At 38.7% G+C, this 26,034-nt stretch carries 24 protein-coding genes; 18 read left to right on the top strand and 6 right to left on the bottom strand.

All coding sequences use genetic code 11. From position 1 onward, the window contains the following. Positions 1–3 precede the first annotated feature (3 nt). The 18 genes from lpdA to holA all read left to right on the top strand — a co-directional run bounded on the left by lpdA (position 4) and on the right by holA (position 20,863). Entirely contained in the window at positions 4–1,410 is a 1,407-nt protein-coding gene (lpdA, locus tag QK255_RS07515; RefSeq protein ID WP_002289686.1) for a dihydrolipoyl dehydrogenase, read from the top strand. Between the two features lie 160 nt (positions 1,411–1,570). Continuing rightward, positions 1,571–1,846: a UPF0223 family protein gene (locus QK255_RS07510; RefSeq protein ID WP_002292206.1), complete on the top strand. Its 276-nt coding sequence runs from the start codon at positions 1,571–1,573 to the stop codon at positions 1,844–1,846. A 5-nt stretch (positions 1,847–1,851) separates the two neighbouring features. Beyond that, positions 1,852–2,619 (top strand): inositol monophosphatase family protein, encoded by a 768-nt coding sequence (locus tag QK255_RS07505; protein ID WP_002292205.1) that lies wholly within the window; start codon positions 1,852–1,854, stop codon positions 2,617–2,619. A 166-nt stretch (positions 2,620–2,785) separates the two neighbouring features. Further along, positions 2,786–4,615 carry a translational GTPase TypA gene (gene typA, locus QK255_RS07500; protein WP_283341520.1) on the top strand — a complete coding sequence of 610 codons (1,830 nt, stop codon included), beginning with the start codon at positions 2,786–2,788 and terminating at the stop codon, positions 4,613–4,615. 258 nt (positions 4,616–4,873) lie between these two features. After that, positions 4,874–6,646 (top strand): DNA helicase RecQ, encoded by a 1,773-nt coding sequence (gene recQ, locus QK255_RS07495; protein ID WP_002292203.1) that lies wholly within the window; start codon positions 4,874–4,876, stop codon positions 6,644–6,646. 112 nt (positions 6,647–6,758) lie between these two features. Beyond that, positions 6,759–7,061, top strand: coding sequence for an Fpa/YlaN family protein (locus QK255_RS07490; RefSeq protein ID WP_283341519.1), 303 nt, complete (start codon positions 6,759–6,761; stop codon positions 7,059–7,061). A 2-nt stretch (positions 7,062–7,063) separates the two neighbouring features. Further along, a complete protein-coding gene (locus QK255_RS07485) occupies positions 7,064–8,227 on the top strand; it encodes an FtsW/RodA/SpoVE family cell cycle protein (RefSeq protein WP_002292201.1) in 1,164 nt (387 codons plus the stop codon). Between the two features lie 25 nt (positions 8,228–8,252). After that, positions 8,253–11,681, top strand: a complete 3,429-nt coding sequence (locus QK255_RS07480; protein ID WP_002329125.1) for a pyruvate carboxylase — start codon at positions 8,253–8,255, stop codon at positions 11,679–11,681. Between the two features lie 20 nt (positions 11,682–11,701). Then, positions 11,702–12,826 carry a CAP-associated domain-containing protein gene (locus QK255_RS07475; RefSeq protein WP_002292199.1) on the top strand — a complete coding sequence of 375 codons (1,125 nt, stop codon included), beginning with the start codon at positions 11,702–11,704 and terminating at the stop codon, positions 12,824–12,826. Beyond that, a complete protein-coding gene (locus QK255_RS07470) occupies positions 12,807–13,247 on the top strand; it encodes a YlbF/YmcA family competence regulator (RefSeq protein WP_002292198.1) in 441 nt (146 codons plus the stop codon). The genes QK255_RS07475 and QK255_RS07470 overlap by 20 nt, the downstream gene beginning before the upstream one ends. Then, a complete protein-coding gene (locus tag QK255_RS07465) occupies positions 13,237–13,575 on the top strand; it encodes a YlbG family protein (RefSeq protein WP_002292197.1) in 339 nt (112 codons plus the stop codon). The genes QK255_RS07470 and QK255_RS07465 overlap by 11 nt, the downstream gene beginning before the upstream one ends. A gap of 130 nt (positions 13,576–13,705) precedes the next feature. Next, on the top strand, positions 13,706–14,266 hold the full coding sequence (rsmD, locus tag QK255_RS07460; RefSeq protein ID WP_002292196.1) for a 16S rRNA (guanine(966)-N(2))-methyltransferase RsmD: 561 nt from the start codon (positions 13,706–13,708) through the stop codon (positions 14,264–14,266). After that, complete coding sequence (coaD, locus tag QK255_RS07455) at positions 14,263–14,754, top strand: pantetheine-phosphate adenylyltransferase (protein ID WP_002292195.1); 492 nt, start codon at positions 14,263–14,265, stop codon at positions 14,752–14,754. Before rsmD ends, coaD begins: the two co-directional genes overlap by 4 nt. Beyond that, the gene (locus QK255_RS07450; RefSeq protein WP_002292194.1) at positions 14,744–15,787 is read left to right on the top strand and encodes a SepM family pheromone-processing serine protease; all 1,044 of its coding nucleotides are present in this window, start codon (positions 14,744–14,746) and stop codon (positions 15,785–15,787) included. The genes coaD and QK255_RS07450 overlap by 11 nt, the downstream gene beginning before the upstream one ends. A gap of 428 nt (positions 15,788–16,215) precedes the next feature. After that, positions 16,216–16,794, top strand: a complete 579-nt coding sequence (locus QK255_RS07445) for a helix-hairpin-helix domain-containing protein (protein WP_002292192.1) — start codon at positions 16,216–16,218, stop codon at positions 16,792–16,794. A gap of 180 nt (positions 16,795–16,974) precedes the next feature. Continuing rightward, positions 16,975–17,514 carry a ComE operon protein 2 gene (locus QK255_RS07440; protein WP_002292191.1) on the top strand — a complete coding sequence of 180 codons (540 nt, stop codon included), beginning with the start codon at positions 16,975–16,977 and terminating at the stop codon, positions 17,512–17,514. A 292-nt stretch (positions 17,515–17,806) separates the two neighbouring features. After that, positions 17,807–19,780 (top strand): DNA internalization-related competence protein ComEC/Rec2, encoded by a 1,974-nt coding sequence (locus tag QK255_RS07435; protein ID WP_301179144.1) that lies wholly within the window; start codon positions 17,807–17,809, stop codon positions 19,778–19,780. A 36-nt stretch (positions 19,781–19,816) separates the two neighbouring features. After that, the gene (gene holA, locus QK255_RS07430; RefSeq protein ID WP_002342224.1) at positions 19,817–20,863 is read left to right on the top strand and encodes a DNA polymerase III subunit delta; all 1,047 of its coding nucleotides are present in this window, start codon (positions 19,817–19,819) and stop codon (positions 20,861–20,863) included. A gap of 87 nt (positions 20,864–20,950) precedes the next feature. Here the strand turns inward: holA and rpsT are convergent, their stop codons facing one another. The 6 genes from rpsT to QK255_RS07400 form a co-directional block, all read right to left on the bottom strand. Then, the gene (rpsT, locus tag QK255_RS07425) at positions 20,951–21,205 is read right to left on the bottom strand and encodes a 30S ribosomal protein S20 (RefSeq protein WP_002292188.1); all 255 of its coding nucleotides are present in this window, start codon (positions 21,203–21,205) and stop codon (positions 20,951–20,953) included. A gap of 398 nt (positions 21,206–21,603) precedes the next feature. After that, positions 21,604–21,873 (bottom strand): hypothetical protein, encoded by a 270-nt coding sequence (locus QK255_RS07420; protein WP_002289125.1) that lies wholly within the window; start codon positions 21,871–21,873, stop codon positions 21,604–21,606. A 123-nt stretch (positions 21,874–21,996) separates the two neighbouring features. Next, positions 21,997–22,956, bottom strand: a complete 960-nt coding sequence (locus tag QK255_RS07415) for an IS30-like element IS6770 family transposase (protein WP_002293280.1) — start codon at positions 22,954–22,956, stop codon at positions 21,997–21,999. A 229-nt stretch (positions 22,957–23,185) separates the two neighbouring features. After that, positions 23,186–23,314 carry a hypothetical protein gene (locus tag QK255_RS07410; protein WP_002292186.1) on the bottom strand — a complete coding sequence of 43 codons (129 nt, stop codon included), beginning with the start codon at positions 23,312–23,314 and terminating at the stop codon, positions 23,186–23,188. A gap of 80 nt (positions 23,315–23,394) precedes the next feature. Further along, the gene (locus tag QK255_RS07405; RefSeq protein ID WP_002292185.1) at positions 23,395–23,850 is read right to left on the bottom strand and encodes a DUF441 domain-containing protein; all 456 of its coding nucleotides are present in this window, start codon (positions 23,848–23,850) and stop codon (positions 23,395–23,397) included. Between the two features lie 136 nt (positions 23,851–23,986). Then, positions 23,987–25,915, bottom strand: coding sequence for a heavy metal translocating P-type ATPase (locus tag QK255_RS07400; RefSeq protein WP_002292184.1), 1,929 nt, complete (start codon positions 25,913–25,915; stop codon positions 23,987–23,989). Positions 25,916–26,034 lie beyond the last annotated feature (119 nt).

Below are 26,034 nucleotides of genomic sequence, written 5' to 3'. Positions count from 1 at the left end.
CAAATGGTAGTTGGAGATTTTGCTGTAGAATTAGATACAGTTGTAATCGGTGCGGGACCTGGTGGCTATGTAGCTGCCATCCGCGCTGCTGAAATGGGACAAAAAGTAGCAATCATTGAAAGAGAGTATATTGGCGGTGTTTGTTTGAATGTCGGCTGTATTCCTTCAAAAGCACTGATAGCTGCAGGACACCATTATCAAGAGTCACTAGATTCTGAAATGTTTGGAGTAACTAGTGAAAATGTCAAACTAGATTTTGCGAAAACACAAGAATGGAAAGAAAACAAAGTTGTCCATACGTTGACTTCTGGTGTTGGTTTCCTATTAAAAAAACATAAGGTTGAAACAATCGAAGGAGAAGCGTTCTTCGTAGATGATCACACACTACGCGTCATCCATCCAGATTCAGCTCAAACTTATTCGTTCAATAACGCAATCATCGCAACAGGTTCCCGTCCAATCGAGATTCCAGGATTTAAATTCGGAGGACGTGTGTTAGATTCTACTGGCGGATTAGCATTGAAAGAAGTACCTAAGAAATTTGTGATCATCGGTGGCGGTGTGATTGGTGCCGAATTGGGCGGAGCGTACGCAAACTTAGGAGCAGAAGTAACGATCCTTGAAGGTTCACCACAAATTTTACCAACTTACGAAAAAGATCTAGTAAAATTAGTAGAAGATGATTTCAAGAAAAAAGGTGTAACAGTCGTAACGAATGCAATGGCGAAAGAAGCAGTCGATAACGGTGACAGCGTGACAGTGAAATATGCAGTGGACGGGAAAGAAGAATCCGTTACTGCTGATTATGTGATGGTCACTGTAGGTCGTCGTCCGAATACGGATGATATGGGCTTAGAACAAGCAGGAGTCGAAGTAGGAGAACGAGGATTGATTACGGTAGATAAACAAGGACGTACGAACGTACCTAATATCTATGCCATCGGTGATATCGTTCCAGGGGCGGCATTAGCACACAAAGCCAGTTATGAAGCAAAAATCGCTGCTGAAGCAATCTCTGGCAAAAAAGTAGCTGTAGATTATAAAGCAATGCCGGCAGTAGCCTTCACTGACCCTGAATTGGCTTCTGTAGGTATGACGATCAAAGAAGCAAAAGATGCTGGTATCGAAGCAAAAGCATACAAATTCCCATTTTCAGGGAACGGTCGGGCATTATCGCTTGGTAAAACAGAAGGATTCATCCGTCTAGTTACGACGATCGAAGATAACGTGCTGATTGGTGCACAAATCGGGGGAGTCGGTGCAAGCGATATGGTTTCTGAATTAGCTTTAGCAATCGAATCAGGAATGAACGCTGAAGATATCGCCTTGACGATTCATCCGCATCCATCTCTTGGCGAAATCGTCATGGATGCTTCGGAATTAGCATTAGGCTTGCCAATCCATATTTGATTTGAATAATACAGGCGAAACGCAACTGAGAAATCGGTTGCGTTTTTTCTTTTTTATTATCAATAATTTAATTATGTAAACTTAATAATACGACAACTTCTTGGTTTATTACCGTCTCCTATGCTACACTAAAGAAGAATATGAAATAGGAGAGTTGAAGATGCAAGAATATCAGTATCCACTTGATTTAGACTGGACAACAGATGAAATGGTCATTGTAATGAAGATGTGGGAAGATCTGGAACGTGCGAATGAAAAAGGGATAAACAATGAAGCTTTTTTGAAGACCTATCAGCAGTTCAAAACAGTTGTCAAATCCATCGGAGAAGAAAAACGGTTGGGACGGGAATTTGAAAAAGCTTCCGGGTACTCCTTATATCGAACAGTGCAGCAAGCAAAAAAAAATCCAAACAAAACTTTGAGAATGAACGGGTGAGATAAATGGAACAGATGATTGATCATATCAAATCCTGGCTAGAAGAAGCTGGTGAGAAAATCAAATCTTCTCAACAAACATTAACGATCTCGCAAAAATCAAATCGAACGGATCTAGTGACAAATGTCGACCGAAACATCCAGAATTTTCTAATCGAAAAAATCCATTCCTATGATCCAGAGGCGAAAATATTGGCAGAAGAAGAAGGGTGTAATAAACTATCGGATCTCGATGGAAGAGTCTTTATCATCGATCCTATTGATGGCACATTGAATTTCGTGATTGAAGGGGAAAACTTTTGTATCATGCTCGCTGTTTATGAATCCGGCGTTGGAAAACTTGGTTTCATTTATGACGTCATGAGAAATGAGCTTTTTTGGGGTGGAAAAGGAATAGGTGTCTATAAAAATGACAAACCAATGCCTAGACCAGCAAATAAATCTTTATCAGAAGGCTTACTTGGTGTGAATAGCTATCTTTTCGGTCATAATAAATATGGAATCCGAGAGATTGCGGAAAGCAGCATGGGAACACGTATGTACGGGTGTGCAGGGCTTGAACTAGCCGCAATCTTGAAAGGAAACCATATTGCTTACATTTCGAACCTCAGCCCTTGGGATTATGCAGCGGGAAATGTTTTATTGGAAGAGTTTGGTATGGTAACAAGCGGTCTTTTTGGCACTCCATTGACCTTTGATAGAAGGGAATACTATTTAGCAGGGACTCCTTGTGCATATGCAGAAATCGCAGACCTTTTGAAAAAAGAAGGCTGAAAAAAGGTAGAAATCATTCACAAAAATGATAAAAACGGGCAAAAGATTAATTTTCTCGAAAAAATGAAAACATTTTACTATATTTCATGAAAAAAGTCTGCTATAATTAGCAGTCGAGTAAAATTTGCCCTGTCATAAAGAACCAATAAAAAAGGAGTTAGTTACATTGAATTATAGAAACGATATCCGTAACGTCGCAATTATTGCCCACGTTGACCACGGAAAAACAACATTAGTTGATGAACTATTAAAACAATCAGATACATTAGACGCACATACGCAATTGCAAGAACGTGCGATGGACTCAAATGCGCTAGAAAAAGAACGTGGTATCACGATTTTAGCCAAAAACACAGCTGTAGACTATAAAGGAATTCGCGTAAACATCATGGATACTCCAGGACACGCGGACTTTGGTGGCGAAGTAGAACGGATCATGAAAATGGTTGACGGCGTTGTGTTGGTCGTAGATGCGTATGAAGGAACAATGCCTCAAACACGTTTTGTATTGAAAAAAGCATTGGAACAACATATCACACCAATCGTTGTCGTAAACAAGATTGACAAACCTTCTGCTCGTCCTGAGCATGTTGTAGATGAAGTTCTTGAACTATTCATCGAATTGGGAGCAGATGATGATCAGTTAGACTTTCCTGTGATTTATGCGTCTGCACTGAATGGTACGTCAAGCTTATCAGACGACCCAGCAGATCAAGAACCAACAATGGCAACTATTTTTGACACGATTATTGAAAAAATTCCTGCTCCTGTCGATAATAGCGACGAACCATTACAATTCCAAGTTTCATTACTTGACTACAACGATTATGTAGGTCGTATCGGAATCGGACGTGTATTTAGAGGAACAATCAAAGTAGGCGACCAAGTAGCATTAATTAAATTAGACGGAACAGTTAAGAAATTCCGTGTAACGAAATTATTTGGTTTCTTTGGACTAAAACGTCTAGAGATTCAAGAAGCAAAAGCTGGAGACTTGATTGCTGTCTCAGGTATGGAAGACATCTTTGTCGGTGAAACAGTTACTCCTGTGGATCATCAAGATGCGTTACCTATCCTTCACATTGACGAACCAACATTGCAAATGACTTTCTTAGTTAATAATTCACCATTTGCCGGTCGAGAAGGGAAATACGTAACTGCTCGTAAAATTGAAGAACGTTTGATGGCAGAACTTCAAACAGATGTATCTTTGCGAGTTGAACCAACAAACTCTCCAGATGCTTGGACTGTTTCTGGTCGTGGAGAATTGCATTTGTCTATCTTGATTGAAAACATGCGTCGTGAAGGATACGAATTGCAAGTATCTCGTCCAGAAGTTATTGAAAAAGAAATCGACGGTGTAAAATGCGAACCGTTTGAACGCGTACAAATCGACACACCAGAAGAATACATGGGTAGTGTCATCGAATCCTTGAGCTTACGTAAAGGTGAAATGCAAGATATGGTCCATACAGGAAACGGACAAATCCGTTTGACATTCTTGACACCTGCTCGCGGTTTGATCGGTTATTCAACTGAATTCCTTTCAATGACACGCGGTTACGGAATCATGAACCATACTTTTGATCAATACTTGCCAATGCTTCCTGGTCAAATCGGTGGACGTCACCAAGGTGCGCTTGTTTCGATCGATACCGGAAAAGCAACGACCTATTCTATCATGAGTATCGAAGAACGCGGTACAGTCTTCGTAGAACCAGGTACAGAAGTATATGAAGGAATGATTATCGGAGAAAACAGCCGTGATAATGATTTGACTGTCAACATCACAAAAGCAAAACAAATGACAAACGTACGGTCTGCTACTAAAGACCAAACATCTGTCATCAAAAAACCAAAACAATTGACGTTGGAAGAATCTTTGGAATTCTTGAATGATGATGAATATTGCGAAGTAACACCAGAAAGCATTCGCTTGAGAAAACAAATTTTAGAGAAAAATGCTCGTGAAAAAGCATCTAAAAAGAAAAAATAATCTGTAAAAGGATGAAGAGAGAAACCAGCTTGTTATAAAAAATAGCTGGTTTCTTTTTTGTCCAACTTATTTCTGTGGAGAAGTCATCTTTGTCAATGGACTTAAATTCAGAAAATACGCCAAAAGACATTTAAAAGACTTTTAAAGAACTTGATTCTGGTGTGATTTTGTTTCATATCGCGCGTATGTTTCACAAGAGGGATCAACTTGTCCTTCGGAGAAAACCGAAGTAAAATGGCAAGGGAAAGGAGCGGGAAGATGAACGACTTATTAAAACAATACTTTGGTTATGATGAGTTTAGACCTGGTCAAAAAGAAATTATTCAGAAAGTCATTGATCAGGAAAATGTATTAGGGATCATGCCTACCGGCAGTGGGAAATCAATCTGTTACCAGCTTCCATCTTTACTAGTAGATGGGCTTACTGTGGTTGTATCCCCTTTGATCTCTTTGATGAAGGATCAGGTGGATGCAGCGAATCAATTAGGTATACCCGCCACTTTTATCAATAGCTCGTTAGATGGTTACGAAACAGCTAGACGCTTCCAAGAAATCGATAGGCAGCAGTATCGTTTACTTTATATTGCTCCAGAACGTTTTATCATGTCGGATTTCATTCAAGCGATGAATCGATGGAACGTCTGTATGATTGCCATTGACGAGGCGCATTGTATCTCTCAGTGGGGGCATGATTTCCGTCCAAGTTATTTACAAATGGCGAAACAGCTAGATCAACTGCCAAATCGACCTGTTATTGTTGCACTGACAGCTACAGCAACTATACAAGTAGCCGCTGACATAAAAAGACTTTTAAAAATCCCTGACGGCAATCACATCCAGACTGGTTTTGGACGGGAAAATCTCCGCTTTCAAGTAGTGAAAGACCAAAAAAAAGAACAATATCTAGTCGAGTATTTGAAAATCAACAAAAATCAATCGGGCATTATTTATGCAGCGACGAGAAAAGAAGTAGACCGAATCTATCATTTGCTTAAAAAATTTGGATTTTCTATAGGCAGATATCATGGTGGCCTAAAGGAGAATGAACGAACGGCAATGCAAGAGGCCTTTTTATACGATCGCTTACAGCTAATCGTAGCGACCAATGCATTCGGCATGGGCATAAATAAAAGCAATGTCCGTTTTGTTATCCATTATCAAATTCCTGGCTCTCTAGAAGCATACTATCAGGAAGCTGGTCGTGCGGGAAGAGATGGTCTTTCCAGTGAAGCCATCCTGCTTTTCGCTCCTCAAGATATTCAGGTCCAAAAGTTTTTTATCCATCAGTCCCAAAGAGAAGAGGAGCAAAAGCAAAAAGAATATGAAAAATTAAAAGCGATGACAGAATATGCGTATATAGAATCCTGTCTTCAGCAATACATCCTAAACTATTTTGGCGAGACAAGCAGTCCGTGCAATCGTTGTGGTAACTGTTTAGATGACAGAGAAATAGTAGAAGTAACGACACAAGCACAGATGGTCCTTTCTTGTTTGAAACGTATGGGGGAGAATTATGGCAAGCAGATGCTAATGAAAGTCTTGGCAGGATCGAAAGAACAAAAGCTGCGAGCCTTGGGGTTTGAACGTTTATCTACCTATGGACTGATGAAAAACCAATCGCAAAAAGAAACGATGCAATTGATTGAATATTTGATATCGAATGGCTATCTTCTGACCGTTAATGGAGAATATCCTATCTTGAAAGTAACAGAAAGAGGGATCCAAGTATTAAAAGGACAAGAAGCTGTCTATCGAAAGGAACCCAAAAAAGTCCAGCAGCTGTCGGATGAAGAGACCGATACACTATTTGAAGTGTTGCGGGAACTTCGAACGGATCTAGCATCAGAAGCAGGCGTTCCCCCGTATGTCGTATTTTCAGATTCCACCTTGAAAGAAATGAGCCGAATACGTCCATCAAGCAGACTGGAGATGCTTCAGATAAAGGGAGTTGGTCAAAGCAAGCTTGATAAATACGGAGAAGCCTTTTTATCTCGGATAAAAAATACGGATCCTAACGTTCTGGACAAGTAAGAAGGACCATTACGTAAAAATGAATAAAAACAACTGGTTAAATCTGTTTTTTTGCTCCCTATGAAAATCAAATATGTTATAATTAAGGAATTAGAACGGGAGGTAAGCACAGATGGATTCTTTGTCGAAAAAACTTGCGATCCAAGTATTAAATGATGAAGCAGAACGGATCAAACGATTAATCCGAAACCAAAATAACAGTCTCTGTATCTCGCAATGCAAAGCCCTCGAAGAAGTGGTAGATACACAGATGTACGGTTTCTCCCAGCAAGTCGGGTTTGCTGTTCGTATAGGAGTAATCGAAAAAAACGAGGGACAGCTGATGTTAAGTGAGCTGGAACGAGAATTGAATCAGTTATACAGTGAGGTTTACCAAGAAAATTATGATAAAAAAGAAGTTGGCAAGGAGGAATAGACTTGCCTAAGAAAGTAAAAAAAAGGCATCTATTAGACTATAGTATCTTGATTCCCTATTTGATTTTATGTGTTTTGGGTTTGATCATGGTATATAGTTCTACGTCGTATCTATTATTAGAAAACGGACAAAATCCGTCCGCATCAGTCATTAACCAAAGTATTTTTTGGGTGCTCAGCTTGATTGCTATCGCACTACTCTACAAAATGAAAACAGATGTTTTGAAAAACCAGCGTTTGATTATGGCAGCCATCGCAGTTTTGACGATTTTGCTGCTGATCGTTGTGTTTTTCGGTAAAGAAATCAATGGTGCAAAAGGTTGGCTTCAAATTGCAGGATTTTCGATCCAACCTGCCGAATACCTAAAGATCATTTCTATCTGGTATCTGTCTCTGACTTTATCAAAAAGGCAAAACAGTGTACAAAAAGATTTCCTAGGGACTGTAAAACGTCCACTTGCAATGGTTATCGGACTGACTGCTTTGATCGCTATCCTTCCCGATTTTGGGAATGCGGCAGTTATCTTTTTGATTATTTTGGTTCTGCTTTTAGCCAGCGGAGTTAATTATGTGTATACTTTGATTGTAGGAGTAGGGGGTTTTTGTTTAAGTACTTTTACGATCTGGCTAATCAATATTACAAACGGAAAAATCTTGCCTGGACGTTTACAGTATATCTATAATCGCTTTGCTATTTACCAAAATCCTTTCTCGGATGAATTAAATAAAGGCCATCAATTAGTTAATGGTTACTATGCCATGTTCAATGGCGGGTTATTTGGCAGAGGATTAGGTAACAGTATCCAGAAAAAGGGATTTTTACAAGAAGCACAAACCGATTTTATCTATGCGATCGTAGTGGAAGAGCTCGGAGTGATTATGGGGATTTTGATATTAGCGTTGCTATTCTTTATGATTGTGCGCATTATTCTTGTAGGGATTCGTTCAAGAGATCCGTTCAATTCGCTTTTGTGCATTGGGATCGGCGCAATGTTTTTGATCCAAGTGTTTGTCAATCTGGGAGGAATCACTGGTGTCATTCCTTTGACAGGGATCACGTTCCCATTCTTAAGTCAAGGAGGATCCAGTTTGCTGATGCTTTCGATCTGTGTCGGCTTTGTCCTCAACATTAGTGCGGATGAAAAACGCAAGAGCTTAGGTTTATAATAAAAAAAGATGTAGGAGTGGTTCGATGAAAAAAGTTTTAGTTGCTAACAGGGGTGAAATCGCTGTACGTGTATTTCGTGCTTGTACAGAATTAGGAATTAAAACTGTTGGAATCTATGCAGAAGAAGATGAATATTCCGTACACCGTTTTAAAGCGGATGAAGCATATTTAGTAGGACAAGGGAAAAAACCGATTGATGCGTATCTAGATATTGAAGGGATCATTTCTATCGCGAAAGAATGCGGGGCTGATGCCATTCATCCTGGTTATGGTCTTTTATCGGAAAACTTGAATTTTGCGCAACGGTGCGAGGAAGAGGGCATCACTTTTGTTGGACCCAAACTGCATCATTTGGATATTTTTGGAGATAAAATCAAAGCAAAAGCTGCAGCCATCGAAGCAGGAATTGCTTCAATTCCAGGCACAGATGGTCCAATCGCTTCTGTAGACGATGCATTGGAATTTGCTGAACGATTCGGTTATCCGATTATGATTAAGGCAGCTCTAGGCGGCGGAGGTCGCGGAATGCGTGTGGCTCATGATGAAAAGAGTGCAAGAGAAGGTTACGAACGTGCAAAAAGCGAAGCAAAAGCTGCCTTTGGTAGCGATGAAGTGTATGTTGAAAAATACATCGCCAACCCTAAGCATATCGAAGTACAGATTCTTGGTGACACACATGGAAACGTCATCCATCTTTTCGAAAGAGACTGTTCTGTTCAGCGCCGCCACCAAAAAGTAGTAGAAGTAGCGCCTTGTGTCTCTATGAACGAACAGCAACGTCAAAAAATTTGTCAGGCAGCTGTCCAATTGATGAAACATGTTGGGTATGTCAATGCGGGTACGGTAGAATTTCTTGTTGAAGGAGATGATTTTTACTTTATCGAAGTCAATCCTCGCGTCCAAGTGGAACATACGATCACAGAAATGATTACAGATATTGATATCGTGACAACACAACTATTGATTGCCCAAGGGTTAGATTTGCATAAAGAAATCGGATTGCCTCAGCAAGAAGAAATCAAATTAAATGGGTCAGCTATTCAATGCCGAATTACTACGGAAGACCCGTTGAATAACTTTTTACCAGACACAGGAAAAATCGATACGTATCGTTCACCTGGCGGATTTGGCGTACGTCTGGATGTAGGGAATGCTTACGCTGGCTATGTGGTGACGCCGTATTTTGATTCATTGTTAGTAAAAGTATGTACGCATGGCGCTACTTTTGAAACAGCCATTCAGAAAATGGAACGTTGCTTGAAAGAATTCAGGATCCGTGGAGTAAAAACAAATATTCCATTTATGCTAAATGTCATCACACATCCTGAATTCCAATCAGGAAATGCAAAAACAACTTTTATCGATAGTACAGCAACATTATTTGAATTTCCTCGACTACGAGACCGCGGAAATAAAACGATGAAATATATCGGTGAAATTACTGTCAATGGTTTTCCAGGTATCGAAAGTGGCGAAAAACCATTTTATGAAGAACCACGTATACCTAAAGATCTAATCACAAGAACTGATTACGTAACGGCTAAGAACGTATTAGATGCGAAGGGTGCCGATGCTTTGGTTGAATGGATCAAAGGACAGGAAAATTTATTGTTGACGGATACGACATTTAGAGACGCTCATCAAAGTCTGCTAGCAACTCGTGTTCGGACAAAGGATTTCAAGCAGATTGCACGCTTAACGGGAGAAGGTCTTCCTGAACTCTTTTCAAGTGAGATGTGGGGGGGAGCAACATTTGATGTGGCTTACCGATTTTTGAATGAAGATCCTTGGCAACGATTGAGAAAAATCCGTTCTTTAATGCCTAATACATTGCTGCAAATGCTTTTCAGAGGTTCAAATGCCGTTGGGTATTCTAATTATCCTGACAATGTACTGGTGGAATTTGTCAAAGAAGCAGCAGCACAAGGGATTGATGTTTTCCGAATCTTTGATAGTTTGAACTGGACTCCTCAAATGGAAAAAAGTATCCAAGCAGTACGGGATACTGGTAAAATCGCAGAGGCAGCTATCTGCTATACTGGCGATATCAACGATCCAAGCCGAGCAAAATACAATGTTCAGTATTATAAAGACATGGCAAAAGAACTAGAACAACTGGGTGCGCATATCATTGCAATCAAAGATATGGCTGGGTTGCTTAAACCGCAAGCAGCTTATCGCTTGATTAGTGAATTGAAAGAAACGACGGATCTGCCAATCCATCTGCATACTCATGATACTAGTGGAAACGGGATTATCACTTATTCCGCTGCTTCAAAAGCAGGAGTAGATATCGTTGACGTAGCAATGAGTGCAATGAGTGGGAACACGAGTCAGCCTAGCATGAGCAGCTTGTATTATGCGCTGGTCAATGGCCCACGGCTGCCAGAAATCACAATTGAAAATGCACAGAAATTAAACCATTATTGGGAAGATGTGCGTATGTATTACAAACCATTTGAAAATGGCTTGAATGCTCCTGAAACAGAAGTGTATATGCATGAGATGCCGGGAGGACAGTATTCAAATCTGCAACAGCAGGCAAAAGCTGTCGGACTAGGTCATCGCTGGGATGAAATCAAACAAATGTACCATACTGTCAATTTGATGTTTGGCGATATCGTGAAAGTAACTCCATCATCTAAAGTCGTAGGAGATATGGCACTATTCATGGTCCAAAATGATCTCACAGAACAAGACATCTATGGAAAAGGCGAAACACTAAGTTTCCCTGAATCTGTAGTGACTTTCTTCCAAGGAGAACTAGGACAACCAGTCGGCGGATTTCCTGAAAAACTGCAAAAGATCATTCTTAAGGGCAGACCCGCGTTGAGTAAACGTCCAGGACTGTTGGCGAAATCAGTCGATTTCAACGAAGTGAAAAAAGAATTGGCAGAAAAAATCGGCTATGAACCAAAACAAGACGAAGTATTAAGTTATTTGATGTATCCGCAAGTCTTTTTGGACTATCAAAAAGCGTATAATCAATTTGGCGATGTTACATTACTGGATACACCAACATTCTTCCAAGGGATACGTTTAGGTGAAACGATCAATGTACAAATCGAACGTGGAAAAACGCTTATCATTCGTTTAGATGAAATCGGAGAACCCGATATCGAAGGAAATCGCGTACTGTTCTTCAATCTGAATGGGCAAAGACGGGAAATCACTATCAAAGATAATTCAATCATCAGTGCGGTTCAAACTCGATTGAAAGCTGAACCAACAAACCGAGAACAAATCGGAGCAACGATGTCTGGTTCTGTGCTTGATGTATTAGTGAAAAAAGGCGATAACGTCAAAAAAGGCGACACGTTGATGATTACTGAAGCAATGAAAATGGAAACAGCCATCGAAGCACGTTTTGACGGAGAAGTTGCACATGTATATGTATCTTCAGGCGACACGATTTCGTCTGGCGACCTTTTGATTGAAGTGACTGAAAAATAATAAGTGAAAGGTGGGGAAACATGAAAAGACTGGGTTTGTTTTGGCTGATTCTGCTATTAGTTATTGCGGCATTCTATATGGAACCAGTCTTGTTCCCGCCAAAACTTGAAGTGAAGGAAAACTCTGATCAACAAATCTCAAATCAAATGACAACGTGGAAATACCAGGAGCTTAAAGCAACTGGTTTTTCTACTTATATTGGAAAACCGATCGAACAGCTAGAAAAAGATTTTGGACAATCCTATGATCGATTAACTAGTGGGTTTGGTTTTGAAACAAGATATTATGAAAACAAAGCCAGTCATCTCACGTTTGAAGTAAATGTCCAAGATAGCATGGTCACAACTGTTAAAGTACTGCAAACAGGACCTGCTGATATCACGCCGTTTTATTTAGGGATGACGATGCAGGACCTAACGAAACTCACGACTATCTATACTAATTTCACTTTTGAGTATCACGACACAGAAGTTGGAATCGAACTGATGGAAGAGGATATGAATTATCGTCCACTGATTGCTTTTGATAACGACACTTTTGCTATTTTGTTTTTTGATCAAACAACAAACGGTCTGTTTTCAGTTGTATATTTAGATAAAGATAGTCTTTTGAAACTTTTACCGTATCAAGTGTTTGGTGAAGGTCTCCCACATTATGAAGCAGATAAATCGGCTGACTGGGAATCGATCAATCGCGGTAAAAAACGAAAAAGTACGACTTTACTAAACATGCTTAGAAGAGAAGACGAACTTCCTATATACAACCAACCGCTTGCCTTTCAAAGCCACAGTCGGCTGCTGCTACATGATTTCTTGACAAAGCCTGAAGAAATCTTGTCAGACGAACGTATGGCTGATTGGCAAAAATCGCTAGGCAGCGGGCAAACGACAATGAAATTCTCCTTGACGAATGATGAATTGGAGAAGCTAATCAGTAAACAGAAATTAGAAAATACTAGTGGACTGTTTATTCATCCAGCAATCGACGCTACTTTTTCGTTTTTATATTGGTACAGCGATCCATATAATCATGACCGCTTTATGGATCCGGGAACGGATTCATTAGGCATTGCTTTTTCTAAAGAAAATATGTTAGTCTTATTGCAAGAAGAAAACGGAGAAAGTAGTGATAGCAGTGATCGTTAACGAAGAGCTGTTTCAACTGGAGGATCAATGCCTCCGAGTCGCTGAAATGATAAAAAAGAGTAAAACGATGACTTCTTATTTCAAACATAAACAGTCAATGAAAGAATCTGCAGAAGTCTGCCAATTAAAAGAGGCGTTCCTGTCGAAGAAAAAGGCGTTTGAAAATGTAGCGGCATATGGCGAATATGCACCTGATTATCGTGAAAAAAAACGTGCTCTTCGAAAAGCAAAAAGACAGCTTGACCTGAATGAGCATGTCGCAGCTTTTAGGTATAGTGAAACACAGTTACAAAGTCTGTTGGATCAAATTGTCCAAGCACTTGCCGAAGAAGTTTCTAATGAGATCAAGGTAGATGCAGGTAGTCCGTTCTTTGAAACGAAAAAACACTTTGGATGCGGAGGGAATTGTCATGCAAGTTGACAATAGTGAATTTGAAATAATAAAACGACGCGGGCTGATCGTATGGGTCTACAGCTTAAAACAATTAAAGAATCTAAAAAAGTTCGGCTTGTTGCATTATGTCTCAAGAAGAATGAAATATGTCGTCCTTTACTTGAATGAAGAGACATTTGAAGAGACAGAAGAACGAATCCGTAAATTACATTTTGTTCGAAACGTAGAACGTTCTTACCGACCAGATATCGAAATGAATTTTGCTGATAAAATAGGTAATAAAACGGTATTAAAAGAAGAAGGTTTCGAAATCGAAGAGCTGAATACAGAAATCAGATTAGCTGAACATCTTTAAAAATCTCTTATGAGCAGTTTTTTAATAAAAAAATAACTTGGACAACTATCAAAAATTGATCATTGTCCAAGTATTTTTTGGTCTTTTTTTTGGTATACTAGTACCAGTACCATTTCTAAGGAGTGAGTAGATGCGGATAATATCAGGAAATTATGGCGGACGCCGCTTAAAAAGTTTAGCGGGGGCGAACACCAGACCAACTACAGATAAAGTAAAAGAATCCATATTCAATATGATTGGACCCTATTTTGATGGAGAGACAGTATTGGATCTGTTTGCAGGAAGCGGCGGTCTAGCTATCGAAGCCGTATCCAGAGGTTGCAGTCATGCAGTATGCGTAGACAAAAATTACCAAGCGCTAAAAATCATCAAAGAAAATATCGAGATTACGAAAGAACCAGAGAAGTTTACCACAATAAAACTTGATGCGGACAAAGCAATCGAACGGCTAGCAGCAGAGAAACAACAATTCGATTACTTGTTTCTTGATCCGCCGTATGCAAAACAAAAAATCATTGATCAAATCCATAAAATGGAAGAACTGGGACTTTTTTCTAAAACCGCAGTTATCGTATGCGAAACGGATAAAACAGTCGAATTGCCAGAATCTGTGGCTGGATTTCATCAAATAAGAAAACAGATTTATGGCATAACAGCTGTGACTATCTATAGAAAAGAGGGAAATCGATGAAACGTGCATTATTCCCAGGAAGTTTTGATCCTTTTACAAAAGGACACTTAGATACAGTGGAGCGTGCGGCTAAATTATTCGATGAGGTGGTAATTGGTGTTTTTATCAATACTTCAAAGAAAAGTTTGTTTCCTCCAGAAGAAAGAATGACATTGATCGCAAAAGCTGTGGCACATCTTCCTAATGTAAAAGTCATGCATCAGGAAAATCAATTGACAGTGGAAACGGCAAAAGAAATCGGCGCGGATGCCTTGGTCAGAGGAATACGGAGTATCAAAGACTTCGAATATGAACGAGAAATCGCTCAGATGAACCATCATCTAAACGAGGAATTGGAAACGGTGTTCTTATTGGCAAAACCAGAATATAGCCATGTCAGTTCCAGTATTTTAAAAGAAGTACTGCACTTTGGTGGAGACGTGAGCAGTTATTTACCGCCAGTTATCAACGAAGCTTTAGCTGGAAAGCGTGAATCAAATGAAAGCTAAACAATGGTTGAAAACAGTACTGATTATCATATTTGGAATGTTGATCATCGGATTTGTAGTAGTTCCTCTGCCATATTATGTGGAATCACCAGGAGCAACGATTGATCTGAAAGAATTAATTACAGTCAATGACAAAGAAGACAAAGGTTCTGGCTCTTTCTCTCTTACATCCGTCGGTATCAGGCAAGCTACCGGATTTTTGGCGCTAAAGGCTAAACTAGCCCCCTTTGAAGAATTAATCAGTAAAGAAGAATTGACTGGTGGGGCAACAAATGAAGAATATAATCAAATGCAACAGTATTATATGGATTCTTCCCAAAACGCAGCCATCGAACAAGCGTTGAAACTTGCAGGCAAGCCTTATAAAATGGAATTCAAAGGCGTATATGTCATGAGCGTAGAGAAAACATCGAACTTCTTTGGCAAGCTTTCAGTAGGAGATACAGTAACAAAAGTAGACGGCAAAAGCTTTCAAAGTACAGAAGCATTTATGGATTATGTAAAAAGCCAAAAAGTTGGACAAACAATCGAAATCAGTTATTTGCATAATGGTGAAGAAAAAACAGCATCTGGTGATCTGATTGAGTTGCCAACAGATAAAAAGGCAGGAATAGGCATCACACTTACTGATCATACAGAGATCGAATCAGATACAGACGTTCGCATTAATTCTGGCTCTATTGGTGGACCGTCAGCGGGATTGATGTTCACTTTAGAGATCTATGAACAGGTCACTGGTAAAAATTTGCGACATGGTAAGCAAATTGCCGGAACTGGAACGATCAACAGCGAAGGAGAAGTCGGCCGAATCGGAGGAATCGATAAAAAAGTGGCAAGCGCGGATAAAGCCGGCGTAGAGATTTTCTTTGCACCAGATGATACGATCTCAGACGATGTTAAGAAAGAATATCCTGAAATAAAAACCAACTACGAAGAAGCAAAAGCCGCCGCCAAAAAATTGAATTCCTCCATGAAAATCGTACCAGTAAAAACAGTACAAGATGCGCTTGACTATCTAGAGAAAATGAAATGAAGCAACTAAAAAAAAGTGAAAAAGCTGCTCTGTATCAAGTAATAAGAATAGCTACGCAAAAACAGCTTCTCCTCTTTTGTTTGGATTTATTTACCGCAGATGCAAGCTTTTGAGCTAATTGAATACTATTTATTTTGAATAAGGGATTGTGACATATTTTCTGTCACAATCCTTTTTTTTCGTCAAAATATCTTTCTGCTAAAAAAAAAGAAAAAATTGACGTAATTAGATGTTGAAGGGACGATTTTGCCAGAGCACACTGTTTCTTCGATTTCAAATGAAAGGAGTAATGAATGGTTTTTACTGATCATTCTTTGTAAAAAGAAATAATGATAGAAAAAATCAGCAAGAAAATACTCACCTCACCTAAGTTAATCGTTTGTATGTCTACGGTAGTTCTTATTTTTTGTATAGCCAGTGGTTTTTTATTGTCAAATCTGTTATTTCATAGAGAACCAGAAGAAATCGCTGCAAAAGAAATGCTTTCTCCATTTAGTTCCATTGAAGAAAATCAATTGCCTGAAGGAAATACTGTAGAAGAGGATGCTCGTCCAAAGGTTATGTACACCGATATAAAAGGAAGTGTGAAGGAGCCTGGTATCTATTCGTTTTCTTCAGAAGAACGGGTCTATGATGTACTAAAGCGCGCAGGAGGATTATTAGAAGAAGCGGATAGCGATCGAATCAACTTTTCTGCGAAAATAGAAGATCAGCAAGTCCTATATATCCCTGCTGTAGGTGAAGAGCTGCCAGAACATCTTGATCAGTTGGCATCCTCAGAAGGAAAACAATCTACAGCAGATTCCGAGCCTTCAAAAATAAATATCAATACAGCCAGTCCCTCAGAACTCCAGCAGATTCCTGGGATCGGATCAGTCAAGGCGCAAGAAATCATTCGATTTAGAGAAGAAAACGGATCCTTCCAGAAAGTGGAAGACTTGCAGGAGATCTCTGGTATCGGTGAAAAGACAGTTGAAAAACTAAAAAACTTCGTTACAATTAAATAGAATGATTCAGAATCAACTGAAAAGAGCAATAAATGGAGGCTAATGGATGACGGACTTCATTTCGGCAGTGAAGGATATGCTCTTTTGTCAGACATGATGATTCGGTATATTTAAAGAATATTTTGTTTAAGCAATGGAGTGCTTTTTTGATCAACTTGAAAAAACGGAGGAATGTAAACCATGTTAGAAAAATCTTCAAAACCATGCGATACGAACAAAGAAAAAATTACTGATAAGACTCAAAACAAACGCATTCCCTGGGACCAGTACTTTATGGCTCAGGCAGTATTGTTATCTTTACGCAGCACATGTACACGTTTAGAAGTAGGAGCGACACTTGTTAGGGAAAAACGGATCATTGCTGGCGGCTATAATGGAGCAGTTAGTGGAGATGTCCACTGCATAGATGAAGGCTGCTATGTTGTGGATGGACACTGTTTGCGAACGATCCATGCAGAGATGAATGCGCTGCTACAGTGCGCGAAACTCGGTATCCCAACGGAAGGTTCGGAAATCTATGTCACACATTTTCCATGTTTAGCTTGTACAAAAGCTTTGCTGCAAGCTGGTGTCAAAGGGATCAATTATCTCCATGACTATCGAAATGATCCGTATGCTCAAGCGTTGATTGAACAATTAGGCGTATCTGTACACCAAGTTGCTTTAGACTCGCAGCATTTTTCAAAACTTCAAAATGAATTAACAGGAAAACATGTCTAGCGTTTTAGAAAGGCATGTTCGAAATCGGTTGATTTTTCCGGCAATTACGTCGATGATTATTTGTTTGTTGTATGATACGGACAATTGGATTTATCGTTTGTTTCTTGCCGGAATTTTTTTGTGATTTTCGCTAAAAGAAGGACGTTTTATCGCGTACTTCTGTATTGTTGGTAGCATAATGGTATCCGTTTCTTATAAGCTACAAGAATATTCATTTTTAGAGGAAAAAGAAACTTCTGCGCAAGTGACTTTATCTACAGATACGATTCGTGCAAATGGCAGTTTTTTGACAATGGAAGGAAGGTTGTCAGAGAGTAAACAGAAGATACAGCTTTCTTATCAAGCAAACACCGAAGAGGAATTGAAAACTTGGCTTGGGTTCCGAGGGGAGGGGATAGAATTGACAGCTGAAGGCGAGTTTATTTCTCCCGAAAAAAAGCGAAATCCTTATACTTTTGACCAAGAAGCTTACTTCAGGAACCATAGAATCTCTGGTCGATTCCAAATTCAAAGGGTCGAAAAAATCAACATACAAAATCATTGGCGAAATTGGCTCCAGAGAAAAAGAGGCGCTTTTATTTCTTTTGTCCAATCTGAATTTCCGCAAAAAACAAGTGTATATATCAATTCTTTATTATGGGGTTATAAAGATTCAGGCTTCAGAGAATCAGAAGAAATTTTTAGAGAGAGTGGTTTGCTGCATCTATTCAGCCTATCGGGATTACACATCCAATTTTATTTAGGGTGGCTGTATTATTTGTTTCGACGTATCGGATGGCCACTGCACGTCAGCATCATTCCGTTGAGTCTGCTAACTATCTGTTATGTTTCTCTTGCAGGCAGTTCTATTTCTGTCTTGCGTTCTAGTCTGTTGTTTTTATTGCGGTTGCTAGTCAAATTATTGAATAAACGTTACTCCTCTATGGACTTATTTGCAGTTGTCTTTTGGCTTCTTTTGCTATTTGATCCTCGATTTCTTTTTCATGCGGGCGGACAGCTTAGTTTTTTCATGAGTTTTTTGTTTATCCTGATTTCTTTTGATGGAGATTGGATGAAAAAAACGGCTTCTCATGTCCTATTTACCATGATCACGATGCCGTTGATTGTATGGCATTTTTATGAGTGGCCTCTTTTAGGCAGTCTTTTTACATTACTGGTTGCACCGGTATTCAAGTTTCTTTTTCTTCCTAGTGTGTTCTTTCTGACGCTTTTCAATCGCTGGTTGCCGAGAACCTTACTTTTGCTGATAGAAGAGGGACTGATCTTGTTTGAACGAATGATCGATTCGTTTTCAGGATCGACTCTTGTTATAGGGCGTCTACCTCTTGTGCTATCAGGGGTATATATTTTCGGATTGCTGATTTGTATGGATAGATTGAACGAGCAGCCGATGAAACTCTTGTTTTATGTAGGTCTGTTTTCTTTGATGCTATTGACTTTGCCATTTTTACGTTTTTCTTCAACGATCGTTTTTATCGATGTTGGTCAAGGAGACAGTATCTTTTTGCAAAGTCCTTTTCGAAAAGAAACGATTTTGATTGATACGGGTGGTAAGTTGCACTTTGAAAGGGAAAAGTGGGCGCAAGGTATCGTACGACCTCCTGCTGAAAGGAATATCGTTCCATATCTAAAAGGACAGGGAATAAGTGTGATCGATAAACTCATCTTGACACACGATGATACGGATCATGTGGGAGAATTGTCCACATTATCTCAGCATTTCACCATCAAAAAAATTTATATTGGCTGGGGTGCTGGACGAAATGAGCCGTTGCGAAGGCATTTAACAGAAGCTCAAAAAAATGGCACTAAAATCATTGAAGTCAAACATGGCGACAGGATCAAAGGCTATTATGATCTTTATGTATTGACCCCTTTTGAAAAGGGAGAAGGAAGAAATGAAGATTCAATTGGTTTATGGACGGAATATAACAATAGCCGTTTTTTGTTTTTAGGCGATTTGAATCAAGCGATGGAAGAACAGCTGCTTTTTATTTATCCTAATTTGAAAGCCGACGTAGTCAAATTAGGTCACCACGGTAGCCGCACATCAAGTAATACGGATTTTCTTTCCCGTATTGAAGCGAAACATGGAATTATATCCTGCGGAGTAAATAATCGTTATGGTCACCCTCACAGCGAAGTATTGGAGGCACTAGAAGAAAATCAGATAAGAACATGGCGAACCGATCAGCAAGGAATGATCTCCTATCGCTGGCATCCAGTTTTTCATCCTCACGGCCTAGTGGAAACAATGATAGACTAGTAATTCTCATCTTCTCATGGTAGGATAATTTTGAAAGTGGTGAGTAATTTGAGTATACAAGCAGAGTTACAAAAAATACGTAAAGAAAAACTTGCATCTTGTTACTTGATCTTAGGAACAGAAAAGTTTCTCCAAGATCAAGTTCGGGCAGAAATAGTTAAAAAAATCAAATTAGAGAGCGAAGATGATTTAAATTTTTTAAGTTTTGACATGGAAAATGCAAGTTTAGAGGAGGTAGTGGCTGAAGCAGAGACATTGCCGTTTTTCGGAGATCAACGATTAGTATTTGTGGAGAACCCATATTTTTTAACAGGTGAGAAAGTAAACAATGGGATCGAACAAAATACTGATTTACTGACAGCTTATTTGAAAGAACCACTAGAATCGACTGTATTAGTATTTTTTGCACCATATGAAAAGTTGGATGAACGGAAAAAAGTAACGAAACAATTGAAAAAAACAGCAACCATCATCAACGTCCAACAGTTGAATGAAAAAGAAGTACGTCAATATCTGATGAATACCTTAGAGAACTCCTCCATCAAAATGGAACGCAACGCCATTGATTTATTCTTGCGGTTGACTGACTTAGATTTATCCAAAATGATGAGAGAGTTACAGAAATTAATTCTTTATGGACAAAATCAACAGCAGATCACTGTTCGAGAAGTAGAACAATTAGTTCCTAAAACATTGGAACATAATATTTTTGACATGACCCAATATATTTTAAAAGGGAAGACAGAACAAGCCTTGCGTTTATATGAAGATTTAGTCATGCAAGGGGAGGAAACAATCAAAATCAATGCGATTTTACTTTCTCAATTACGTTTGTTTTTACAGACAAAATTTCTTGTAAAGATTGGCTATCAGCAGGCCAATATTGCAGAAACATTAAAAATCCATCCTTACCGTGTAAAACTTGCCATGCAAGAAGTAAGGAAATTCGATGAACAGTTGCTAGTACAATTATTTGATCAATTAGTCGAAATGGATTATCAAATCAAAACGGGGCAAATCGAAAAAGAATTAAGTTTTCAACTTTTCGTTTTGCGCACAGGGCAGTTGTTGAGAAATCGATAGGAAGAAAGAAGAAGCCAAAAGCATGCAAGAATACCGGTTGCTTTTGGTTTTTTTGACAAATAAAAAAACCGGCCGAAGCCGATTCTTTTACTTAGCGATTTTTTTGCTTAAACGAGATTTGTCGCGGTTAGCTTTGTTTTTGTGGATTAGACCTTTTGATTCAGCCATATCAATAGCTTTAACAGCTTCTTTATATAACGCATCTACGTTGTCAGCACCTGAAGCTACAGCATCTTCAAATTTTTTGATTGCAGTACGCATAGCGCTTGTTTGAGATGAATTTTTCACATTAGCGTTTTCGCTTGTACGAACACGTTTGATTGCAGATTCAATGTTTGGCATTAGTTTCACCTCCGATAACTTAAGTTCTTACGCGTGTGACCGCATAATTCAACATTCATTATTATACCTAAAGGCAGCGCGCTTTGCAATATGAACATGACAAGTTTTTTTCCTTAACAGTCTTTTATTTAAACTTTTTATCAGTAAAAACAGATAAATCAAGCTGAAAAAATCAAAAAGACGCTATTGTGGGAGGCAATAGCGTCAAACCAAACTAGATTTTTATTTATCTATTTAAACAAAGATTGAATGGGAATGTTTGGTACTAAGTCATTATATAACAAAGAGAACCGTTTGCAAAGTTTTTTTTGAAAAGGGATACGATTCCCTATTGTTCTTTGTTTTTCTATTAAGAAACTGCAGTTATTTTATAACCAGTCACCTTTGATCGGTAAAGGTTATTCTGGTGTACCGATTATTTTAATATATTCATCAATATTTTTTATCAACATTTTTTTAATGACTAACTGATTTCGACGGTTCCATTTGCCACTTACTTCCAGTACATATTTATTTAGTGGCAAACGTAAGATGTACTTTGCCAAATAGCGATCTTTAAGCAGTCCATTGATCACACGGTCCTCAAGCTGCAAGTTGATTCCAGTCAGCATCATTGGCTGTTCTTGTAAAACATACGTATCAATTAAAAGACCTTCAAAAGTTTCCACAAGCGTCTTCCTTTCTTTCCAAAGTAACCTGAAAACAGGTACTGTTTCTTCCATTTTGGTATTCGTTAAAGCGGATGCAATCATTCCTTCTTTTGTCCACTGTAATCTAGTATATATGATTTGTCAAATTAAGCTAGAATAAAATGCTTCTTGTACATAGCTCAAAAATATTTCGATTGGTGTTCTGTAATTCAATGATTTTCTTGGAATATGATTACGTTGATTGCTGACACTGGAAATAAATGTCTGATTCACTTCTCTAAAATCCATTGATTTCGGCAGTCCATTACGACGCAGAATCCCGTTAGAATTCTCGTTTAATGGGCGTTGAGAAGGTGTTCCAGGGTCCGCAAAATATATATCAATATCATGTTGGTTACTAATGGCTTTCCAGTTAGAAAATTCTTTTCCACAGTCAAACGTAATAGATTTAAAGAAGTTTTTAGGGAAGCGAGAAAACCATTGATTAAGGGCAGTTTCAATATCTAATGCCTTACGGCCGTTGGGTTTAATCGTGATAATGACTTTAGATAATCTTTCAACTAAAGTAATGACGGCACTTTTATGATGAATGCCAACGATCGTATCACCTTCAAGGTGACCAAACTCAGAATTGAAATCAGGATAATTATCAGGTCGATCATGGATTGAGCGCTGATACTGTTGTTTTCCCCGTTTTTCCTGATGGCCATTGGGTTTTCTTTTACCTTTCATCGGTAGTGTGTCAATATCAAATATTCCTTTAGAAAATAAACGATAAAGTGTTCTCATACCGCATGAAACAGGCCTTTCTTTTCGCCCGATAATGACGTCAGGCGTCCAACCAAGAGTGACTTTCTCTTTAATGTAATCTACTTCATGAGCAGGTAATTGAATGACTTTTCTCCCACATTTTTTCTTATTTTCTTTATACTGGTGCCAATAATCAAGAGCAGTCTTGCCTTGCTTGAACTTATTGACTACATTATAAATAGTTTGTATAGCACGTCCCATTCGGTTAGCGATTTCAACCGGCTTATTATGTTGAAGATAATATGATTCTATCATTGTCAGTTCGTCTATGGTAAGATGTTTGTAGGTCATTTATGGTTACACTCCTTTGTTTTCTTTCGTCGGAAATACAATTTGAGTGTACCATAAATGCCTTTTTATTTTTCTAACTTAATTTTACAATTCGCGATAACAAAAAAGAGGAGAAGAGCCAAAAAGAAAAAAGTGCATCGATTTCAATAGGGAATCTCATTCGCTCGCTCCTTGTTTAAAAAAAGCCCCTGCATCGCAGGAGCATCCCTATATCATTCTAATAGGTCAATCAAAAAGCAGTATCTAACACATTTTGTATCAAATCAGGAAATAAAAGATAAGCTAAGCCTAGAATCAAAAGTACCGCTAAAAGAAACCAGCCAATTGTTCCTATGAAATACTTCAATTTTTCGAACATTGTATCACCTCGTTGTCAGTATATCACGGATCAGTAAATTGGGGGTATTAAGAATCTCCTAAAAATAGGCAAAATTTGATCTATTTTCCTAAAGCAAATACTTGTAAGATACAATAAGTAATGCCAGAAGCAATGACTGGTCCGGCGGCGATTCCTCTTAAGAAGACAACACCTAAAATCGTGCCAAAAACAAGCGCAACAGTGATTTGCGGATCAGAAGCAATCAATCCTACGCCCTTGGAAGATAAGACAGCCACTAGCCCACCGCAAAAAACAGCTACCCAGCCGATAGGGGATTTAAAGGCTTCTAATAAATCACGTAGACCGATTTCTCCTGTTGCGATAGGGATCAGAATAGCTGCAGTGATGATCGTCACACCAATATTGATTCCTTTGCCTTGAAGCCAAGGGAAAAAGGAACGAGAGGTTGGTATGAGCTTCATAATCAACACAAAAGCTGCCGCTAACATCAGACTTTGGTTCTTAGCTAAAATTGCTACAAGTAAAATAATTCCTAAAAAAAGCCAACTTTCCATAAAATATATTCCTCACTTTCTTCGAAACAATCATAACATCTTTTTGGAAAGTTGCAAAAGTAGGAATTCATCCTTCAAGACCTATTCATAAGCTGTTTTTTTCATAAAATAAATAAAATTATAAAAAACACTTCGCTTATTTAACAGAAGACAGCCGCGCTTTGTATAGTGGACAAGACTTACATTTTTTTGAAGAATCAGAAAGAGCAGGTAAAGGTCTTAGTAAACGCAAGCCATTCAGAATAACCAATATTGTGCTTCCTTCGTGTCCTACAACTCCAAGAGGTAGATTTAAAAATTGCAGGAAGTTAGAAGCAATCAACAAGAGAATAACAAGAATCGAAAAAATAATATTTTGTTTGATGATCCGCCGCATTTTTAAAGACAGCCGATGACTGTAGACAAATTTATCTAAGTCATTTTTCATTAAGACGATGTCTGCGATATCCATAGCGGCGTCTGTTCCTTGTCCCATAGCGATACCTAATGAAGCAGCTGCTAAAGCAGGCGCATCATTGACTCCATCACCAACCATCGCATTTACTTGGTAAAGTTCATTTTCTTTTTTGACTAGTTGTGTTTTTTCTTCCGGAGTACAGCTTGCATAGTAATGTTCGATCCCTACTTGTTCAGCAATAGCCTTTGCTGTGCCAGAATGGTCGCCAGTTATCATACTTGTATGGATGTTTTGGGATTTAAAGTAAGAAATCACCTGTTGGGCATTTGCTTTTGGAATATCCAACAGACCTAAAACAGCGATTAACTGTTGATCTTTAGACAGATAGATTACAGTTTTTCCTTGATTTTCTAAACGTTCGATCATTTCCTCAATCTCTTTGCTGATTCTCATCGTCTCAGGATCATAAGCGTGTTTGCCAACTTTCCATTGCGCACCTAAATAGGTAGTTTGTAAGCCAAAACCAGTAATTTCTTCTATTGATAAGGATTGGATTGCTTCGGGTATTGTGCAATCGAAATATTGTAAAATCGCATGAGCAAGAGGGTGTGTCGTTTTTTGTTCCATAGCAACAAGAAGTTGTTGTGCCAAATCCTTCTCATCAAAGAAAAAGCTGTCAGTCACAACTGGTTTTCCTTTAGTGAGTGTTCCTGTTTTATCAAAGGCAATCGCTTTTAATTCAGAAAGCTTCTCTAAATGAATCCCGCCTTTGATTAGAATCCCATTTTTTGCAGAATTTGAAAGAGCAGCTAGAGAAGCAGGAGTAGCAGATGCGACAAGCGCACAAGGAGAAGCCACGACTAGTAATACCATTCCTCGATAAAAGCTTTCATCCCAACTCCAACCTAAGAAAAAGTGGGGGAGAAGGATCATTAGAGGCACAGCAAGCAAAATCAATTTTACATAATTGTTTTCGATCCGTTCGATAAATGAAGCTGTTTGAGTTGGCGTATTCTGTGCTTCTTCCACTAATTGGATAATCTTAGCAAAGACGGTTTCGGCACTCGTTTTTGTTACTCGAATCGTAATGGGATTTCCTTGATTCAGCGTTCCTGCAAACATCTCATCTCCTAAATATTTTTCTACAGGTACAGATTCACCGCTTAATGCAGACTCATCGATCGTTGCCTGTGTGCTTTCTAAACAACCATCGATCGGAACAGCCGCTCCTTTAGCGACGAACACCAAGTCATCCACCTTTAATTGCGAAACATCTACTTCTTGCATTTGTCCGTTTTCTTTTAGTAACTGAGCTTTTTGTGGCTGAAGATTCATCAAAGCGGTAATTTCTTTTTGACTTTTATTGGTCGTGTATTCCTCTAATGCACCGCTTAAACAAAAGATGAATGTCAACATTGCTCCCTCAAAGTAATTACCAATCAAACAGGCACCGATAGCAGCTAAAGCCATCAATAAGTCCACATTCAGTGTTCGGTCATTCCACAATTCTTTCAAGCCTTCCGATGTTTGTTTGTATCCACCGATGATAATAGCGCTGATATAAAAAAGTGGGGTGATGGTAAGAGAGAATCGGTCGAAAATAAAACCGGCAATCATAAATAAAAGACAGCCAATTGTTGCTGCAAAAGCTTTTTTCTGATTAGTCATCGTTATCAGTCCTCCTTGTCAAAACAAGGATAGCATAATAACAATGTAATTGATAATAAAAACAGCTAAATGAGAACGATAATGGTTATCAGATGGCTATGAAGCTTTATATAGTTTTT

Source organism: Enterococcus sp. ZQ21 (assembly GCF_030053755.1).
GTDB lineage: Bacteria > Bacillota > Bacilli > Lactobacillales > Enterococcaceae > Enterococcus_B > Enterococcus_B lactis.
The sequence above is the reverse complement of the archived record's forward strand: the minus strand, read 5'-3'. Positions and strand labels throughout refer to the sequence as shown.

Bases quoted from the DNA above. Each gene is read 5' to 3' on its own strand.
- QK255_RS07400 (WP_002292184.1), bottom strand. From the start codon at position 25,915: ATGACTAATCAGAAAAAAGCTTTTGCAGCAACAATTGGCTGTCTTTTA.
- QK255_RS07465 (WP_002292197.1), top strand. From the start codon at position 13,237: ATGCAAGTTGACAATAGTGAATTTGAAATAATAAAACGACGCGGGCTG.
- QK255_RS07405 (WP_002292185.1), bottom strand. From the start codon at position 23,850: ATGGAAAGTTGGCTTTTTTTAGGAATTATTTTACTTGTAGCAATTTTA.
- rsmD (WP_002292196.1), top strand. From the start codon at position 13,706: ATGCGGATAATATCAGGAAATTATGGCGGACGCCGCTTAAAAAGTTTA.
- QK255_RS07505 (WP_002292205.1), top strand. From the start codon at position 1,852: ATGGAACAGATGATTGATCATATCAAATCCTGGCTAGAAGAAGCTGGT.
- rpsT (WP_002292188.1), bottom strand. From the start codon at position 21,205: ATGCCAAACATTGAATCTGCAATCAAACGTGTTCGTACAAGCGAAAAC.
- recQ (WP_002292203.1), top strand. From the start codon at position 4,874: ATGAACGACTTATTAAAACAATACTTTGGTTATGATGAGTTTAGACCT.
- QK255_RS07510 (WP_002292206.1), top strand. From the start codon at position 1,571: ATGCAAGAATATCAGTATCCACTTGATTTAGACTGGACAACAGATGAA.
- QK255_RS07450 (WP_002292194.1), top strand. From the start codon at position 14,744: ATGAAAGCTAAACAATGGTTGAAAACAGTACTGATTATCATATTTGGA.
- QK255_RS07475 (WP_002292199.1), top strand. From the start codon at position 11,702: ATGAAAAGACTGGGTTTGTTTTGGCTGATTCTGCTATTAGTTATTGCG.
- QK255_RS07410 (WP_002292186.1), bottom strand. From the start codon at position 23,314: ATGTTCGAAAAATTGAAGTATTTCATAGGAACAATTGGCTGGTTTCTT.
- QK255_RS07415 (WP_002293280.1), bottom strand. From the start codon at position 22,956: ATGACCTACAAACATCTTACCATAGACGAACTGACAATGATAGAATCA.
- QK255_RS07440 (WP_002292191.1), top strand. From the start codon at position 16,975: ATGTTAGAAAAATCTTCAAAACCATGCGATACGAACAAAGAAAAAATT.
- QK255_RS07490 (WP_283341519.1), top strand. From the start codon at position 6,759: ATGGATTCTTTGTCGAAAAAACTTGCGATCCAAGTATTAAATGATGAA.
- QK255_RS07480 (WP_002329125.1), top strand. From the start codon at position 8,253: ATGAAAAAAGTTTTAGTTGCTAACAGGGGTGAAATCGCTGTACGTGTA.
- lpdA (WP_002289686.1), top strand. From the start codon at position 4: ATGGTAGTTGGAGATTTTGCTGTAGAATTAGATACAGTTGTAATCGGT.
- QK255_RS07435 (WP_301179144.1), top strand. From the start codon at position 17,807: ATGGAAGGAAGGTTGTCAGAGAGTAAACAGAAGATACAGCTTTCTTAT.
- coaD (WP_002292195.1), top strand. From the start codon at position 14,263: ATGAAACGTGCATTATTCCCAGGAAGTTTTGATCCTTTTACAAAAGGA.